Here is a 14,398-nt window from a genome sequence, read left to right on the forward strand (position 1 = left end):
CCGGCGGCGCGCCGATTGCGCGGCCGCCGGCGCGGTGGTGCAATGCGCGCGTCCCCGCCCGTGCCGAAGGAGCCTGGCCATGCGTTCGATCAACCCGTTCCGCGTAGTGGCGTTGCTGCTGCTGGCGCTGCTGCTGTCGGGCTGCGGCTACAACCAGATCCAGCAGAAGGACGAGGCGGTGTCCGCCGGCTGGTCGGAGGTGCTCAACCAGTACCAGCGCCGCGCCGACCTGATCCCGAACCTGGTCAACACCGTCAAGGGCTACGCCGCGCACGAGCAGCAGGTGCTGACCGCGGTGACCGAGGCGCGGGCCAAGGTCGGCAACATCAACGTCGACGCCGACGACCCGGCCTCGCTGGCGCAGTTCCAGGCCGCGCAGGGCGAGCTGTCGGGCGCGCTGTCGCGGCTGATGGTGGTGGTGGAGAACTATCCCGACCTCAAGGCCGACCAGTCCTTCCTCAATTTGCAGACCCAGCTCGAAGGCACCGAGAACCGCATCACAGTGGCGCGCGGGCGCTACATCCAGCTGGTGCAGGACTACAACACCTACGTCCGCCAGTTCCCGGCGAACCTCACCGCGATGGTGTTCGGGCACAAGGCCAAACCCAACTTCACGGTCGAGAACGAGGCGCAGATCAGCCAGGCGCCGGCGGTCGATTTTGGCACGACGCCGGCCCCGGCGCCCGAGCCGCAGCAGCCCGCGCCGGCCAACTGACGTTTCCGCGATGACCCGCCTGCTGCGCGCGCTGGGCCTGGTCGCGCTGCTGCTGGCCTGCGCCGCGCCGGCGTGGGCGCAGCAGGCCGCGATTCCCGCGCTCGATTCGCCGGTGGTCGACACCACCGGCACGCTCGACGCGGCCACGCGCGCGCAGCTCGAACGGCAGGCGCTGGCGCTGCGCGAGCGCAAGGGCAGCCAGCTGCAGGTGCTGGTGGTGCCGGGCACGCAGCCCGAGACGATCGAGGCCTACGCCGTGCGCGCGTTCGAGCAGTGGAAGCCCGGGCGCCAGGGTGTGGACGACGGCGTGCTGTTGGTGGTGGCGAAGGACGAGCGCAAGGTGCGGATCGAGGTCGGCTATGGCCTGGAGGGCGCGATCCCGGACATCACCGCCGGCCGCGTGATCCAGGAATACCTGGTGCCGAGGTTCCGCGAGGGCGACTACGCCGGCGGCATCGTCGACGCCACCGGCGTGCTGGTCGGGCTCATCGACGGCGAACCGCTGCCGGAGCCGGTGAGCGCGCACCGCGCGGCGCCCGAAGGCGGCGGCGATTTCCTGTTCGCGCTGGTGGCGGCCTTCATCGCCGCCAGCTTCGTGCGCGGCTTGTTCGGCAAGCGCACGCCGGCCGCCCTGCGCGGCCTGTTCAGCGGCGCGGCGGCGGGCGGCGTGGCCTGGCTGGTGTCGTCGCTGTTGGCGGCGGCGCTGGCCGGCGGCGTGCTCGGGCTGCTGGTGGGGCTGATGGCGGTGTCCACCGGCCGCTATGCGCGCCACGGCGGCTGGGGCGGCTGGGGCGGGGGATCCTCCGGCGGTGGCTGGGGCGGCGGCGGATCGTCGGGCGGTGGCTGGGGCGGCGGCGGATCGTCGGGCGGCGGCTGGGGCGGCGGCGGATCGTCGGGCGGCGGCTGGGGCGGCGGTGGGTTCGGCGGCGGATCGTCGGGCGGCGGCTGGTCCGGCGGCGGAGGCCGGTCGGGTGGTGGCGGCGCGTCGGGGAGCTGGTGACGTGGGCCGCCTCGCACGATTGCTCCGCCACTGGTGCACGCTGCCGTCGCAGCGACGGTTCCCGGCCGACAGTCTGGCGCGCATTGCCGGGGCGATCGCCGCAGGCGAACGCCGTCATCGCGGCGAAGTGTGCTTCGCGATCGAATCGGCGCTGGGCGCGCGCCAGGTGCTGGGCGGCGTGGACGCGCGCCGGCGCGCCGACGAGGCCTTCGGCTGCCTGCGCGTCTGGGACACGGCCGCCAACAACGGCGTGCTGGTGTATGTGCTGCTCGCCGACCATGCCATCGAGATCGTCGCCGACCGCGGCCTGGACGGGCGCGTCGACGCCGCGCAGTGGCGCGCGATCTGCGCGTTGATGGAAGAACGCTTCCGCGCCGGCGAGCACGAGCGCGCGGCGATCGCCGGGATCGAGGCGGTTTCGGACCTGCTGGCCGAACATTTCCCGCAGGACGGCACGCAGCCGGACGAGGATGAACTCCCGAACCGGCCACGGCTGCTGTGAGCGCGGGTGTCGCCGGCGGGCGGGTCGGGCACAATAGGCGCCTGCCCGCCGAGGATCGAACCGTTTCATGATCCACCTGCACCAGATCGACCCGATCGCGATCCAGTTCCCGGCGTTCGAACTGTTCGGCCGCAGTTTCCATCCGGCGATCCACTGGTACGGGCTGATGTACCTGCTCGGGTTCGCCGTGTTCTGGTGGCTGGGTTCGCGCCGGATCCGCGCCGGCCGGATGCCCGGCGTCGACGCCAACGCCTTCGGTGACCTGCTGTTCTACGGCCTGCTCGGCGTGATCCTGGGCGGGCGCATCGGCTCGATCCTGTTCTACGACCTGGGGAGCTACCTGCAGGACCCGGTCCGGATGATCAAGGTCTGGGAGGGCGGGATGAGCTTCCACGGCGGGCTGCTCGGTGTGCTCGTTGCCGTGTGGTACTGGTCGCGCAAGCAGGGACGGAACGTCTTCGATACGTTGGATTTCGTCGCGCCGCTGGTGCCGCCGGGCTTGGGCTTCGGCCGCATCGGCAACTACATCGGCGCCGAACTGTGGGGCAAGTACACGCAGGCGGGCTGGGGCGTGGTGTTCCCGACCGACCCGCAGTTCGCCGGCTGGACCGCGGAGCAGTTGCGCACGCAGTTCGCGTCGGGCGCGCTGGACCCGTTCGCGCGCCATCCCTCGCAGTTGTACCAGGCCTGCCTCGAAGGGCTGGTGATGTTCGCGGTGCTGTGGTGGTACTCGTCGAAGCCGCGGCCGCGCTACGCGGTGAGCGGGCTGTTCGCGCTGCTGTATGGCGTGTTCCGCTTCGCGGTCGAGTTCGTACGCGTGCCCGACGCCGACATCGGCTATCTCGCCTTCGGCTGGCTGACGATGGGCCAGGTGCTGTCGCTGCCGCTGATCGCCCTGGGCCTGTACTGGCTGTGGAAGTCGCGCAGCGCGCCGACGCTGCGGCCGGTCGCAGCCGGGGGCAAGGCATGAGGCAGTACCTCGACCTGTTGCGCCACGTGCTGGAGCAGGGCGCCGAGAAATCCGACCGCACCGGCACCGGCACGCGCAGCGTGTTCGGCTGGCAGATGCGCTTCGACTTGGGCGAAGGTTTCCCGCTGGTCACCACCAAGAAGCTGCACCTGCGCTCGATCATCCACGAGCTGCTGTGGTTCCTGAAGGGCGAGACCAACATCGCCTACCTCAAGGACAACAAGGTCAGCATCTGGGACGAGTGGGCCGACGAGCACGGCGAACTCGGCCCGGTCTACGGCAAGCAGTGGCGGCGCTGGCCCGACGGCAAGGGCGGGCATATCGACCAGATGCAGTGGCTGGTCGACGAGATCAGGCGCAATCCCGACTCGCGCCGCCTCGTCATCAGCGCCTGGAACGTGGCCGAGCTGCCGCAGATGGCGCTGATGCCCTGCCACTCGCTGTTCCAGTTCTACGTGGTCGACGGGAAGTTGAGCTGCCAGCTGTACCAGCGCAGCGGCGACATCTTCCTCGGCGTGCCGTTCAACATCGCCAGCTACGCCCTGCTCACGCACATGGTGGCGCAGGCGACGGGACTTGGCGTGGGCGACTTCGTGCACACGCTGGGCGATGCGCACCTGTACTCGAACCACTACGAGCAGGCGCGCGAACAACTCGCGCGTGCGCCGCAGCCCTTGCCGCAGCTGCGGCTGAACCCGGACGTGACCGATCTGTTCGGCTTCACTTTCGACGACATCGCCATCGAAGGCTACGATCCGCATCCGGCGATCAAGGCGCCGGTGGCGGTCTGACGGGCGATGCGGATTTCGCTGATCGCCGCGCTCGACCGGAACCGCGCGATCGGCAAGGGCAACGCGCTGCCGTGGCACTTGCCGGACGACCTGAAGCACTTCAAGGCGCTGACGTTGGGCAAGCCGGTGCTGATGGGGCGCAGGACCGCCGAGTCGTTGGGACGCGCGCTGCCGGGGCGGCTGAACCTGGTGCTGACGCGCCGCGGGCGCGTGCCGTTCGCGGGCATGCAGGCGGTGGCGTCGATCGAGGAGGTGCTGCGCATTGTGGATGGCCAAGGCGCCGAGGAGCTGTGTGTGATCGGCGGCGCGGAGATCTATGCGCTGGCGCTTCCGTTCGCAGTCGAGATGTACCTGACCCACGTCGACACGATAGTCGTGGACGCCGATGCATTCTTCCCGCCATTCGACGGCAGTCATTGGCTGCCGATCGCCCGCGGTACGCACGTCGCGGACGCGAAGCACGCCTTTGCATTCGAGTTCGTCGACTACCTGCGCGCGAACGAGCCGGATCGCGATCCGACGGCGATCCTCCCCTGAAGCGGGCTTGCGGCGCTTCCCTGGCGCCGGTCAACCCTTGGGCAATTCGCCCTTCGGCGGCGGCACGTCTCGCCCCGGCACCTGCACGATGCGCAGTTCGTCGCTGTCGATCTGCAGCGCGGTGAGCTTGCCGCCCCAGACCGCGCCGGTGTCCAGCGCGTGCACGCCGTGGCCGATGAACAGGCCGAGCGTGGACCAGTGGCCGCAGGCGATCTTCAGGTCGCGCTCGGCGCGGCCGGGCACTTCGTACCAGGGGTAGAGGCCGGCCTGCTGCGTGCCCGGCGCGCCCTTTTCCTCGAACGCGATGCGGCCGCGCGGCGAGCAGTAGCGCATGCGCGTGAACACGTTGATGATCGCGCGGTCGCGGTCATGGCCGGCCAGCCCCGGCGACCAGGCGGGACGATCGCCGTACATGTTCTTCAGCAGCTTCTTCGCGCCGTTGCCGCGCAGCTTGCGTTCGACCTCGCGCGCGTGCTGCTCGGCCAACGCGGTGGTCCACTTCGGCGCGAGCCCGGCGTGCACCATCATCCAGCCCAGCGCGCGGTCGGCGTGCAGCAGCGGCTGCACGCGCAGCCAGTCGAGCAGGACGTCGCGGTCGGGCGCGAACAGCACGCCGCGCAGGTCGGGGTTGACCTTGCGCTGTTCGGGCTCGCTGCGCTGCGCGATGGCGAGCAGCGACAGGTCGTGGTTGCCGAGCACCGTGACCGCACTCTCGCGCAGCGAATGCACCAGCCGCAGCGTCTCCAGCGATTCGCCGCCGCGGTTCACCAGGTCGCCGCAGAACCACAGCCGGTCGCGCGCGGGATCGAACCGGATCTTCTCGAGCAGGCGCTGCGTCGGGCCGTAGCAGCCCTGCAGGTCGCCGATCGCCCAGACGGCCATGCCGACGGCCTCAGTGCAGCGTGCGCGGCACGGCGAGCGTGAACGGCGGGATCGGTGCGTCGAAGCGGGTGCCGTCGTCGCCGAGCATGTCGTACTTGCCTTCCATCGTGCCGACCGCCGTCGGCAGGGTGGCGCCGGAGGTGTAGGTGAACTGTTCGCCCGGCTCCAGCCGCGGCTGTTCGCCGACCACGCCATCGCCGTGCACCTCCTCGACCCGGCCGTTGGCGTCGGTGATGATCCAGTGCCGGGACACCAACTGCGCCGGCAGCCGCCCGAGGTTGCGGATGCGGATGGTGTAGGCGAACACGTAGCGGTCGTCGTCGGGCTCGGATTCCTCGTCGAGGAACTGCGTGGCGATCTGGATTTCCAGACTGTAATCGGCGATCTCTTCCATGGCGCCAGTGTATGCGCTGTCCGTGAATGGATCGAGTAGAGCCCGTGAACGCCCGCGATATGCCTGAAGGCGCCTACCGGGCAGGGGCGTGGTTGGCGAGGCGGATGAAATCGGCGACGGGCAGCTGTTCCGCCCGCACCTGCGGGTCGATGCCGGCGGCGCGGATCGTGGCCTCGTCGCAGAGCTTCGACAGGGCGTTGCGCAGGGTCTTGCGGCGCTGGCCGAAGGCGTCGCGGACGATGGCGGAGAAGCGGGCCGGGTCGGCGATGCCGACGCTGGCGGGCGGGCGCGGCACCAGCCGCACCACGGCCGAATCGACCTTCGGTGGTGGCCGGAACGCGCCGGGACCGACCGTGAACAGCGCGGTCACCTCGCACCAGGCCTGCAGCATCACGCTCAGGCGGCCGTAGACCTTGCTGCCGGGCGGCGCGGCCATGCGGTCCACCACTTCCTTCTGCAGCATGAAGACCATGTCGCGGATCGCGGCGGCGTGGTCGAGGGCGTGGAACAGGATCGGCGAGGACAGGTTGTAGGGCAGGTTGCCGACCAGCCGCAGCGGCGTGCCGGCGGCCAGCGCGGTGAAGTCGACGTCGAGCACGTTGGCGTGGATGAGCGTCAGCTCGCCGCGCGTGCGCGCGGCCTCGGTGAGCGGGGCGAGCAGGTCGCGGTCGAACTCGATCGCGGTCAGCGCGCCGTGGCGGTCGAGCAGCGGGAAGGTCATCGCGCCCTGTCCGGGGCCGATCTCGACCAGGCGGTCGCACGGCTTCGGGTCGACGGCGAGGATGATCCTGTCGACCACGCCGCGCTCGTGCAGGAAGTGCTGGCCGAGCGACTTCTTGGCCGGTGCGCCGAAACCGCTCACAGCAGGCGTGTCCCGAGGGGGACGTCGCGGTCGGGCACGCACAGCGCGACCCGGCCGTCGGCGTCATGGAAGCCGGTGACCAGGCACTGTGACATCAGCGGCCCGATCTGCTTCTCCGGGAAATTCACCACGCCCACCACCAGCCGGCCCACCAGCTCGTCGGGAACATACAGATCGGTGACCTGCGCGCTCGACTTGCGCACGCCGATCTCCGGCCCGAAGTCGACCTCGAGCACGTAGGCCGGCTTGCGCGCCTCGGCGAAGACGCGCGCGGACAGGACGCGGCCGACGCGCAGTTCGACCTTGAGGAAATCGTTCCAGTCGATGGTTTGCATGGGGCGGAATGGGGATGGAAGCGGGGAGCGGAAGCGGGATTGTCTCACCCTACCTTCGCAATCCTCTCCCGTCATCCCGGCGAAAGCCGGGATCCATTGTGCCGTTACCGTTCCACTTGCGGTGATGGAGCAAGGACAAGGTCAAAATGGATCCCGGCTTTCGCCGGGATGACTGCAATGTGGGCGTTCCGTCGTTCGCCTTTCGTCCGAAGCGATCCGCAGTGGCATGACGCACAGCGACGCACGCGACTCGCATGATGGAGCGTAAGGCGCATGACGGCCGGTCAGGCGGCCGCCTTCCTCCCGCGTCGCGCCAGCCGTGCGCAGGTCTCGATCGCGGCGAACAGGCTCGACGGGTCGGCGCGACCGCTGCCGGCGAGGTCGAGCGCGGTGCCGTGGTCGACCGCGACGCGCGGCCAGGGCAGGCCGAGGGTCAGGTTCACCGCGCGCTCGAAGCCGCTGTACTTGAGCACCGGCAGGCCCTGGTCGTGGTACATCGCCAGCACCGCGTCGATCTCGCGCAGCTTCGCGGGCAGGAAGGCGGTGTCGGCCGGCAGCGGTCCGTCGAGGCGCATGCCCTCGCCGCGCAGGCGCGCCAGCAGCGGCTCGATCACCTCGATCTCCTCGCGCCCGAGGTGCCCGGCCTCGCCGGCGTGCGGATTGAGGCCGAGCACGGCGATGCGCGGCGCGGCGATGCCGAAGTCGTCGCACAGCGCGGCATGCAGGATGCGCAGCACGCGTTCGAGCGCATCGGGCGTGATCGCGTCGGCGACCTCGCGCAGCGGCAGGTGGGTGGTGGCGAGGGCGACGCGGACGATGTCGTTGGCGAGCATCATCACCACCTCGCGCCCGGCCCGTGCGGCGAGCAGTTCGGTGGTGCCGGAGTACGGGATGCCGCCGAGGTTGATCGTGGCCTTGTGCACCGGGCCGGTGACGATGCCGTCGCAGCCGCCTTCGAGGCAGGCATCCGCGGCGCGCGCGAGCGCGGCGGTCACCGCCGCGGCGTTGCGCGGGTCGGGCACGCCCGGCGCGCAGTCGACGGCGTTGGGGATCTCGACCAGGCGCAGCTCGCCCGGCCGTGCTTCGGGCGCGTCGGCGGCGACCAGCCGCAGCGGCAGCCCGAGGCGTTCGGCGGCGGCGGCCAGCGTGCCGCGGTCGCCGAAGGCGACGAGGTCCGCGTCCCATGTGCGCTGCGCGGCGCGCACGCACAATTCGGGGCCGACGCCGGCCGGTTCGCCCGGGACCAGCGCCAGCCGGGGGGGCGGCGTGCTAGTGCTTGCCACTGATCCGGTCATTGGATGTTCGGAGGATGTTCGGATTGTCATCCCGACTTCGGGCTCGGTCCCGGGGCAGGATCAAAGGCAGATCCCCCCGGATCGAGTCCGGGGTCGGGATGACAGCCGGGGGATGCCGCTCGCCGGAGCGACAATGGCCCTAGCCGCCGACGCGGATGTCGACGTAGGCTTCACCGCGCATTTCGCGCAGGTAACGGTCCCACTCGTCCTCCAGCTTGCGCTGGCCGATCGATTCGCGGACCTGCGCGCGGCGGTTCTCGTCCTCGACGCTGGTCTGGCGCGTGCCCACGCGCTGCACGATGTGCCAGCCGGCCTGGGTCTTGAACGGCGCCGATACCTGGCCGTCCTGCAGGTTCGCGACCTGGCCGCCGAACTCGGGCCCGAACTCGTCCTGCGTGAACCAGCCCAGGTCGCCGCCTTCGGCCTTGCTCACGGTGTCGTCGGAACTCTCGCCGGCGACCGCCTGGAAATCGGCGCCGCCGGCGATGCGGGCGCGCAGGGTGTCGATCCGGGCCCTGGCCTCGCCGTCGCCGCTGGCGCCTTCGGCCGGGCGGACCAGGATGTGGCGCGCGTGGTACTGGGTGACCGTGCCCGCGCCGCCGGCAGCCTGCGCGCCGTCGCGGGTCTCGACCAGCTGCAGCAGCTGGAAGCCGCTCGGGCCGCGGATCGGGCCGATGACGTTGCCCGGCTGCATCGAGCGGATCGCGTTCGCGAACGCGACCGGGATCTCGTCGAGGCTGCGCCAGCCCAGGTCGCCGCCCTCGAGCGCGTTGGGGCTGTCGGAATAGCGCACCGCGGCGGCGGCGAACTGCATCTCGTTGCGGTCGAGCAGCGACTTGATGCCGTCGATCTTCTGCTGGCCGGTGGCGATCTGCTCCGGCGTCGCGCCTTCCGGCAGCGCCACCAGGATGTGCGCCAGGTGGTACTGCATGGCGCCGGCCTGCGAGGCCATCGCGGCGTCGACCTCGGCGTCGCTGACGCTGATCCGGCTCTGCGCGAAGCGCTGGCGCAGGCGCTGGGTCAGGATCTCGTCGCGCAGCGAGCTGCGGAAGTCCTCGATCGACATGCCGTCGCGCGCCAGCTGCTGGCGCAGCTGGTCGGGCGAGAGATTGTTCTGCTGGGCGATGTTGTTGATCGCGCTGTCGACTTCCGCGTCGCCGACGCGCACGCCGGTTTCCGCGGCGCGGGTGGTCTGCAGCTTGACCAGGATCAGGCGCTCAAGTACCTGCCGCTCCAGCACGTGCCGCGGCGGCAGCTGGTTCTGGCGGTTCGCGTACTGGGCGACGATGTTCGAGACCGCGCGGTCGAGTTCGCTCTGCAGGATGACGTCTTCGTCGACCACAGCGGCGATGCGCTCCAGCGGCTGGGCCTGTTGCGCGTGGACGGAAGCCGCGAACAGCAGGGCGGCGCACAGGAGGGCGGTGCGGATCTTCATGGCAGGAGGTCTGACGTATTGTCGTCGTCGTCGGCACCGCTGCCGAGCTCCGACGGCGGGACGAGGTAGAGGTCGTCGCGGTGGTATCCGAGGATAGCACGGCGCAGGCGGCTCTGGTTGTCGGGGCCGGCCGAGCCGAGGCCCTTGAGTTCGATCTCGAGCTGGATGGCATCGTTCATTTCGCCGCGGGTATTGCGCACGTAGCGGCGCGCCACCAGGCGGGCGGCGACGCAGCAGCTTTCCCACTGCACGCCGGCGATCGCTTCCAGCACCTGGTTGGACTGCAGCGAGTAGTAGTAGCGCCCGACCACGCTCCAGGCGGGGTTGATCGGGTACAGGAAGGACAGGTCGACCTGCTCCAGCAGGTCGGCCTGGGTGAGCGCGTTGCGGCGGTAGCGGTAGGCGAGGTTGACGATGCCGTCGTCGCCGACCAGGTAGCGCGTGCGCACGGTCGCCAGGTCCTCGCGGCTGGTGGCCGGGTTCCACTGGTAGGAGGTGCCGATGGTCCAGCGGTCGTTGATCGCGTAGTTGGCATCGACCACCCAGGCCGACTTGCCTTGCTCGATCGGGACCTCGTTGCCGAGCGTGACGCGCGCGTCCTCGAAGTAGCGGATCTGGCCGACGCTGGCCGAGAGCTTCTCGCGGCCGTCGGACTCGCGGATCAGGCGCGTGGTCAGCGCCAGCGTGAGCTGGTTGGCGTCGGCCTGGCGATCGCCGCCGGAATAGCGGTTGTCGCGGAACAGCTGGCCCCAGCTGAAGGTCATCGGCCGGGTGTCGAACAGCGGCATGTTGTCCTGGTCGCGATAGGGCGAGTTCAGGTAGAACAGCCGCGGCTCCAGCGTATGCAGGTAGTCGTCGCCGCGGAAGCGGGTGTTGCGGTCGAAGAACAGGCCGGCGTCGATGCTGCCGATGGGCTGGCTGCGCGAAGGGGACGCGTCGGGTGCCGTCGGCGAAAGCCGCTGTGCGAGGGCATCGTCCAGCTGATAACCGGTGTAGCGCCAGGCCAGGGTGGGCGTGACATACCAACTCGCGCCCTCGAGCGGCATGCTGACGTAGGGCTTGAGGTCGAGGCGGCTGCCTCCAGGTCGTGTCGTCGAATCGATATGCGAGAAACGTACGACTTCGGTGTCGGCGCCGGCGACGAACCAGCGCCCGAACGGCTGCTCCCAGCGGAAGTAGGCGCGGGGGAGGCGATTGTAGGGCAGCTGCGCTTCACTGAGGGTGTAGTCGGTCAGGTGGCGGTATTCGCCGACCAGGCCGGCATTCCAGTACCGCCCCCGCCCGTAAATGCCGACGTTGCTGATCAGAGAGAAGACCGATAGTCCCTCGACGCTGCTGCTGGCGTCTTCCAGCCAGCGTGGATCGCTGACCCAGTAGAGGTTGGCGCGCGCCTGCCAGGTGTGGTCGATGTTCTGCAGACCGTTGTAGCGGAACATGCCGCGGTCGTCCTCGCGGTAATTCTCCGGCCGGATCCGTGGATCCGCGATTTCCTCCGCCCGCTCGCGCCATACCAGGTCGTCCGACGGCAGCGCCTGCAGCTCGAACCTGCCGCGGCCGCGTTCGGTGAGGTAGCGGAACTCGGTGCCCAGCTGCAGCCCGCGCCGGCTCATCCAGCGCGGCGTCACGGTCATGTCGTAGTTCGGGGCGAGGTTGAGGTAGATCGGCTGGCGCCAGTCGAAGCCGTTGCGCCCGGACATGCTGATGCTGGGGTACAGCAGGCCGGTGCGCCGCCGGTCGTCGATCGGGAAGGCGAGATAGGGCACGTACAGCACCGGCACCTTGCCGATGCGCAGGGTGGCGTTGCGGGCGACGCCGGTGCCTTCGTCGGTGTCGACGTCGATGCGCTGCGCGCGCAGTTCCCACCAGCGCTGGCTGGGCGGGCAGGTGGAATAAGTGGAGCCGAACATCCGCCCCTGCGCGTCCTGCATCTCGATGCGCTCGGCGCCGCCGTTGCCGCGGCGCTCGGTCAGCTGGTAGCGGACGTTGTCGATGCGGTGCGATTCGGTGTTCTGGTCGCCCTCGAGCCGGTCGGCGACGATGCGCATGCCCGAGTCCTGGTAGCGCACGTTGCCGGTCGCGGTGTAGGTGCCGGCTTCGGGCGAATACTCGATGTCGTCGGTGCCGAGGAACTGGTCGCCGCGGCGCAGGGTGACGTTGCCGGTGACGTTGTACAGGCCGCCGTCGATGCCCACGGTCTGGTCGCCCTGGATGTCGGTGGGCAGGCTGTCGCGGCTGGCGGCGTCGCCCTTGGGCGGCTGCGCGTCGGGGAACAGCGGCACCGCGTCCTCGACCGGGCACAGCGACCAGTCGACCGGGATGTCGTCGTCCGCGTGGGCTGCCAGCGACAGGGCGATGCAGAGCGGCAGTGGCAGCAGGCGGAGCGCTGGACGCACGCGATGGAATCCCGGTGGCGGAAAGGGCGCTAGCTTGCCGGAAGCACTGTGTAGCGGCAATGCAGGCGCCAGCCGCGGTTCATGCTGCAGGCAGCGCCGGCGCGGCGGCGCTCAGGGCTGCGAAGAGCCCGCCGCGGCCGATGCGCCGGCCAGCGCGGACACGTGCGCGACCGCGCCCTCGCGCAGCGCCTGCAGGTCGTAGCCGCCCTCCAGCATCGACACGACGCGGCCGCAGGCATGGCGCGCGGCCAGCCGGCACAGTTCGCCGGTCAGCCAGTCGAAGTCGCCGGGCCCGAGGTCCAGCCCGGCCAGCGGGTCGCGACGGTCGCCGTCGAAGCCGGCGGAGATGAACACGAGCTGGGGCGCGAACGCGTCCAGCGCCGGCAGCAGGGTGCCGGCCCAGGCCTGTCTGAACGGCGCGCTGCCCGCGCCCGCCGGCAGCGGCGCGTTGACGAGGTTGCCGACGCCGCGCTCGCTGCCGGCGCCGGTCCACGGATACAGCGGCGACTGGTGCGAGCTGAGGTAGAGCACGCGCGGGTCGCGCTCGAAGATCGCCTGGGTGCCGTTGCCGTGGTGGACGTCGAAGTCGACGATCGCCACCCGCGCCAGGCCGAACCTGTCGAGCGCGTGCGCGGCGGCCACGGCGATGTTGTCGAACAGGCAGAAGCCCATCGCGGCGTCGATCGTGGCGTGGTGGCCCGGCGGGCGCACGGCGCAGAAGGCGACGTCGGTTTCGCCGTTCATCACCGCCTCGGTCGCGGCGATGCCGGCGCCGACCGCGCGCAGCGCCGCCTCGGGCGATCCGGGCGAGACGACGGTGTCCGGGTCGAGTCGCGTCGATCCCTGCGGGTGCGGCGCCAGCACCATCGCCAGCAGCGCCGGATCGTGCACGCGCAGCAGCTGTCCGCGGGTGGCGCGCGGCGCCTCGATCCACTCCAGCGCCGGGAACGCCTCGTGCACCGCTTCGAGCACCGCCTCGAGCCGCTCCGGGCATTCCGGATGGCCCGGCCCGGTGTCGTGCTCCAGGCAGGCGGGGTGGGTGTAGCCGAGGATGCGCGCCATGTCAGCGCGAGCGTCGCTCGTGCCGCCACAGCACCTCGCCGTGCCCGCTGGCGCGGGCCAGCACGCGCGCGAGCACGAACAGCAGGTCGGACAGGCGGTTGAGGTAGCGGACCGCCTGCGGGCGCACGGCCTCGTGGCGCGACAGCGCGACCGTGTCGCGTTCGGCGCGGCGCACGACGGTGCGGGCGACGTGGCAGCGCGCCGCCGCCTCGCCGCCGCCGGGCAGGATGAAGTCCTTCAGCGGCGGCAGCGGTTCGTTGTAGCGGTCCAGGTGCGCTTCCAGCCGGTCGATGTCGGCGTCGTCGATCGCGGCATGGCCGGGGATGCACAACTCGCCGCCGAGGTCGAACAGCTGGTGCTGGATCGCGGTCAGCAGGTCGCGGACGTCATCGGGCAGTTCGGCGGCCAGCAGCAGGCCGATCGCGGAATTCGCCTCGTCGACGGTGCCGTAGGCGTTGACCCGCGCCGAATCCTTGGCCACGCGCGTGCCATCGCCCAGGCCGGTCGTGCCGTCGTCGCCGGTGCGGGTGTAGATCTTCGACAGCCGGTTGCCCATGGCCGGGCCTGGTCAGCGCGTCGTGCGCGGGATCAGCGCCGCGCGCCGTCCCGGGCCAGGGCGGCGTTCGCCGGCAGCAGGCGGGCGACGAGGACGTGGGTGGCCGCCGCGATGCCGACGTACATCGCGGTCACGCGCAGGTAGGGCAGCAGCCAGTCGGTGTAGTTCTTCCACCAGCCGGCGACGGTGGGTTCGGCCACCGCGCTGCTGGTCCAGTAGAAACCACCCTGCGCGAACAGGTGGCAGACCGCGACCGAAGCCACGACGCTCGCCACCAGCAGCCCGAGCGCGCGCCAGCCGATGCCGCCGGCGTGGCGCTGCAGCCACCATCCGCCGGCCCACATCGCCAGGTGCGCCGGCACCAGCGCCCAGTAGCCGGGCGAGACGCAGTAATGGGTCCAGAAATCAATGCCCTGGCCGCTGATGACGATCCAGTCGACCATCACGGCCAGCGCCATCAGCAGCGGGAACGCCCAGCGCGTCCAGCGATGCAGGTAGAAGCCGCCGACGAAGAACACCGCCCAGGACGCGTCCGGCACCGCGCCGAAGTGGTGCAGGCGCGTCGCGACCATCACGGCGGCCAGCAGGGTCAGGATCGCGGCGCGGCTTGCGGCGGTGGTCATGGTGCGGGGCTCCGGAGGACGGCGCGGAAGAGACCCGCATTCTAGC

General features: G+C 70.7%; 16 protein-coding genes. 6 read left to right on the forward strand and 10 right to left on the reverse strand.

Going from position 1 to position 14,398, the window contains the following annotated elements; all coding sequences use genetic code 11:
- Positions 1-79 precede the first annotated feature (79 nt).
- From FQY83_RS07765 to FQY83_RS07790, 6 genes are all read left to right on the forward strand, one after another.
- Positions 80-715: a LemA family protein gene (locus tag FQY83_RS07765; RefSeq protein ID WP_146386784.1), complete on the forward strand. Its 636-nt coding sequence runs from the start codon at positions 80-82 to the stop codon at positions 713-715.
- 10 nt (positions 716-725) lie between these two features.
- Entirely contained in the window at positions 726-1,715 is a 990-nt protein-coding gene (locus tag FQY83_RS07770; protein ID WP_146386786.1) for a TPM domain-containing protein, read from the forward strand.
- A 1-nt stretch (position 1,716) separates the two neighbouring features.
- A complete protein-coding gene (locus FQY83_RS07775; protein WP_238333442.1) occupies positions 1,717-2,217 on the forward strand; it encodes a TPM domain-containing protein in 501 nt (166 codons plus the stop codon).
- Positions 2,218-2,284: 67 nt separating this feature from the next.
- Positions 2,285-3,187, forward strand: a complete 903-nt coding sequence (gene lgt / locus FQY83_RS07780; protein ID WP_146386788.1) for a prolipoprotein diacylglyceryl transferase — start codon at positions 2,285-2,287, stop codon at positions 3,185-3,187.
- On the forward strand, positions 3,184-3,978 hold the full coding sequence (locus tag FQY83_RS07785; RefSeq protein ID WP_146386790.1) for a thymidylate synthase: 795 nt from the start codon (positions 3,184-3,186) through the stop codon (positions 3,976-3,978). Before lgt ends, FQY83_RS07785 begins: the two co-directional genes overlap by 4 nt.
- 6 nt (positions 3,979-3,984) lie before the next feature.
- Positions 3,985-4,515: a dihydrofolate reductase gene (locus tag FQY83_RS07790; RefSeq protein WP_146386792.1), complete on the forward strand. Its 531-nt coding sequence runs from the start codon at positions 3,985-3,987 to the stop codon at positions 4,513-4,515.
- 30 nt (positions 4,516-4,545) lie between these two features.
- Here FQY83_RS07790 and FQY83_RS07795 read toward each other — a convergent pair whose 3' ends face one another.
- The 10 genes from FQY83_RS07795 to FQY83_RS07840 all read right to left on the reverse strand — a co-directional run bounded on the left by FQY83_RS07795 (position 4,546) and on the right by FQY83_RS07840 (position 14,352).
- Complete coding sequence (locus FQY83_RS07795) at positions 4,546-5,397, reverse strand: symmetrical bis(5'-nucleosyl)-tetraphosphatase (protein ID WP_146386794.1); 852 nt, start codon at positions 5,395-5,397, stop codon at positions 4,546-4,548.
- A 10-nt stretch (positions 5,398-5,407) separates the two neighbouring features.
- Complete coding sequence (gene apaG, locus FQY83_RS07800) at positions 5,408-5,791, reverse strand: Co2+/Mg2+ efflux protein ApaG (RefSeq protein ID WP_146386796.1); 384 nt, start codon at positions 5,789-5,791, stop codon at positions 5,408-5,410.
- A gap of 73 nt (positions 5,792-5,864) precedes the next feature.
- Entirely contained in the window at positions 5,865-6,653 is a 789-nt protein-coding gene (gene rsmA / locus FQY83_RS07805) for a 16S rRNA (adenine(1518)-N(6)/adenine(1519)-N(6))-dimethyltransferase RsmA (protein WP_146386797.1), read from the reverse strand.
- Positions 6,650-6,988: a tRNA-binding protein gene (locus FQY83_RS07810; RefSeq protein WP_146386798.1), complete on the reverse strand. Its 339-nt coding sequence runs from the start codon at positions 6,986-6,988 to the stop codon at positions 6,650-6,652. Before FQY83_RS07810 ends, rsmA begins: the two co-directional genes overlap by 4 nt.
- A 284-nt stretch (positions 6,989-7,272) precedes the next feature.
- Positions 7,273-8,271: a 4-hydroxythreonine-4-phosphate dehydrogenase PdxA gene (pdxA, locus tag FQY83_RS07815; protein ID WP_238333443.1), complete on the reverse strand. Its 999-nt coding sequence runs from the start codon at positions 8,269-8,271 to the stop codon at positions 7,273-7,275.
- Between the two features lie 151 nt (positions 8,272-8,422).
- The gene (locus tag FQY83_RS07820) at positions 8,423-9,718 is read right to left on the reverse strand and encodes a peptidylprolyl isomerase (protein WP_146386802.1); all 1,296 of its coding nucleotides are present in this window, start codon (positions 9,716-9,718) and stop codon (positions 8,423-8,425) included.
- Positions 9,715-12,111, reverse strand: coding sequence for an LPS-assembly protein LptD (lptD, locus tag FQY83_RS07825; RefSeq protein ID WP_146386804.1), 2,397 nt, complete (start codon positions 12,109-12,111; stop codon positions 9,715-9,717). Before lptD ends, FQY83_RS07820 begins: the two co-directional genes overlap by 4 nt.
- A 111-nt stretch (positions 12,112-12,222) precedes the next feature.
- Positions 12,223-13,164 (reverse strand): histone deacetylase family protein, encoded by a 942-nt coding sequence (locus FQY83_RS07830; RefSeq protein ID WP_146387261.1) that lies wholly within the window; start codon positions 13,162-13,164, stop codon positions 12,223-12,225.
- Positions 13,165-13,174: 10 nt separating this feature from the next.
- Complete coding sequence (locus FQY83_RS07835; protein ID WP_146386806.1) at positions 13,175-13,729, reverse strand: cob(I)yrinic acid a,c-diamide adenosyltransferase; 555 nt, start codon at positions 13,727-13,729, stop codon at positions 13,175-13,177.
- A gap of 32 nt (positions 13,730-13,761) precedes the next feature.
- Complete coding sequence (locus FQY83_RS07840) at positions 13,762-14,352, reverse strand: hypothetical protein (RefSeq protein ID WP_146386808.1); 591 nt, start codon at positions 14,350-14,352, stop codon at positions 13,762-13,764.
- Positions 14,353-14,398: the final 46 nt, after the last annotated feature.

The organism is Luteimonas marina, from assembly GCF_007859325.1.
Classification (GTDB): Bacteria; Pseudomonadota; Gammaproteobacteria; order Xanthomonadales; family Xanthomonadaceae; genus Luteimonas; species Luteimonas marina.

What these genes read in the sequence shown, in the direction of transcription:
- FQY83_RS07765 (WP_146386784.1), top strand. Translation starts at nt 80, where the DNA reads ATGCGTTCGATCAACCCGTTCCGCGTAGTGGCGTTGCTGCTGCTGGCG.
- FQY83_RS07770 (WP_146386786.1), top strand. Translation starts at nt 726, where the DNA reads ATGACCCGCCTGCTGCGCGCGCTGGGCCTGGTCGCGCTGCTGCTGGCC.
- lgt (WP_146386788.1), top strand. Translation starts at nt 2,285, where the DNA reads ATGATCCACCTGCACCAGATCGACCCGATCGCGATCCAGTTCCCGGCG.
- FQY83_RS07785 (WP_146386790.1), top strand. Translation starts at nt 3,184, where the DNA reads ATGAGGCAGTACCTCGACCTGTTGCGCCACGTGCTGGAGCAGGGCGCC.
- FQY83_RS07790 (WP_146386792.1), top strand. Translation starts at nt 3,985, where the DNA reads ATGCGGATTTCGCTGATCGCCGCGCTCGACCGGAACCGCGCGATCGGC.
- FQY83_RS07795 (WP_146386794.1), bottom strand. Translation starts at nt 5,397, where the DNA reads ATGGCCGTCTGGGCGATCGGCGACCTGCAGGGCTGCTACGGCCCGACG.
- apaG (WP_146386796.1), bottom strand. Translation starts at nt 5,791, where the DNA reads ATGGAAGAGATCGCCGATTACAGTCTGGAAATCCAGATCGCCACGCAG.
- FQY83_RS07810 (WP_146386798.1), bottom strand. Translation starts at nt 6,988, where the DNA reads ATGCAAACCATCGACTGGAACGATTTCCTCAAGGTCGAACTGCGCGTC.
- FQY83_RS07820 (WP_146386802.1), bottom strand. Translation starts at nt 9,718, where the DNA reads ATGAAGATCCGCACCGCCCTCCTGTGCGCCGCCCTGCTGTTCGCGGCT.
- FQY83_RS07835 (WP_146386806.1), bottom strand. Translation starts at nt 13,729, where the DNA reads ATGGGCAACCGGCTGTCGAAGATCTACACCCGCACCGGCGACGACGGC.
- FQY83_RS07840 (WP_146386808.1), bottom strand. Translation starts at nt 14,352, where the DNA reads ATGACCACCGCCGCAAGCCGCGCCGCGATCCTGACCCTGCTGGCCGCC.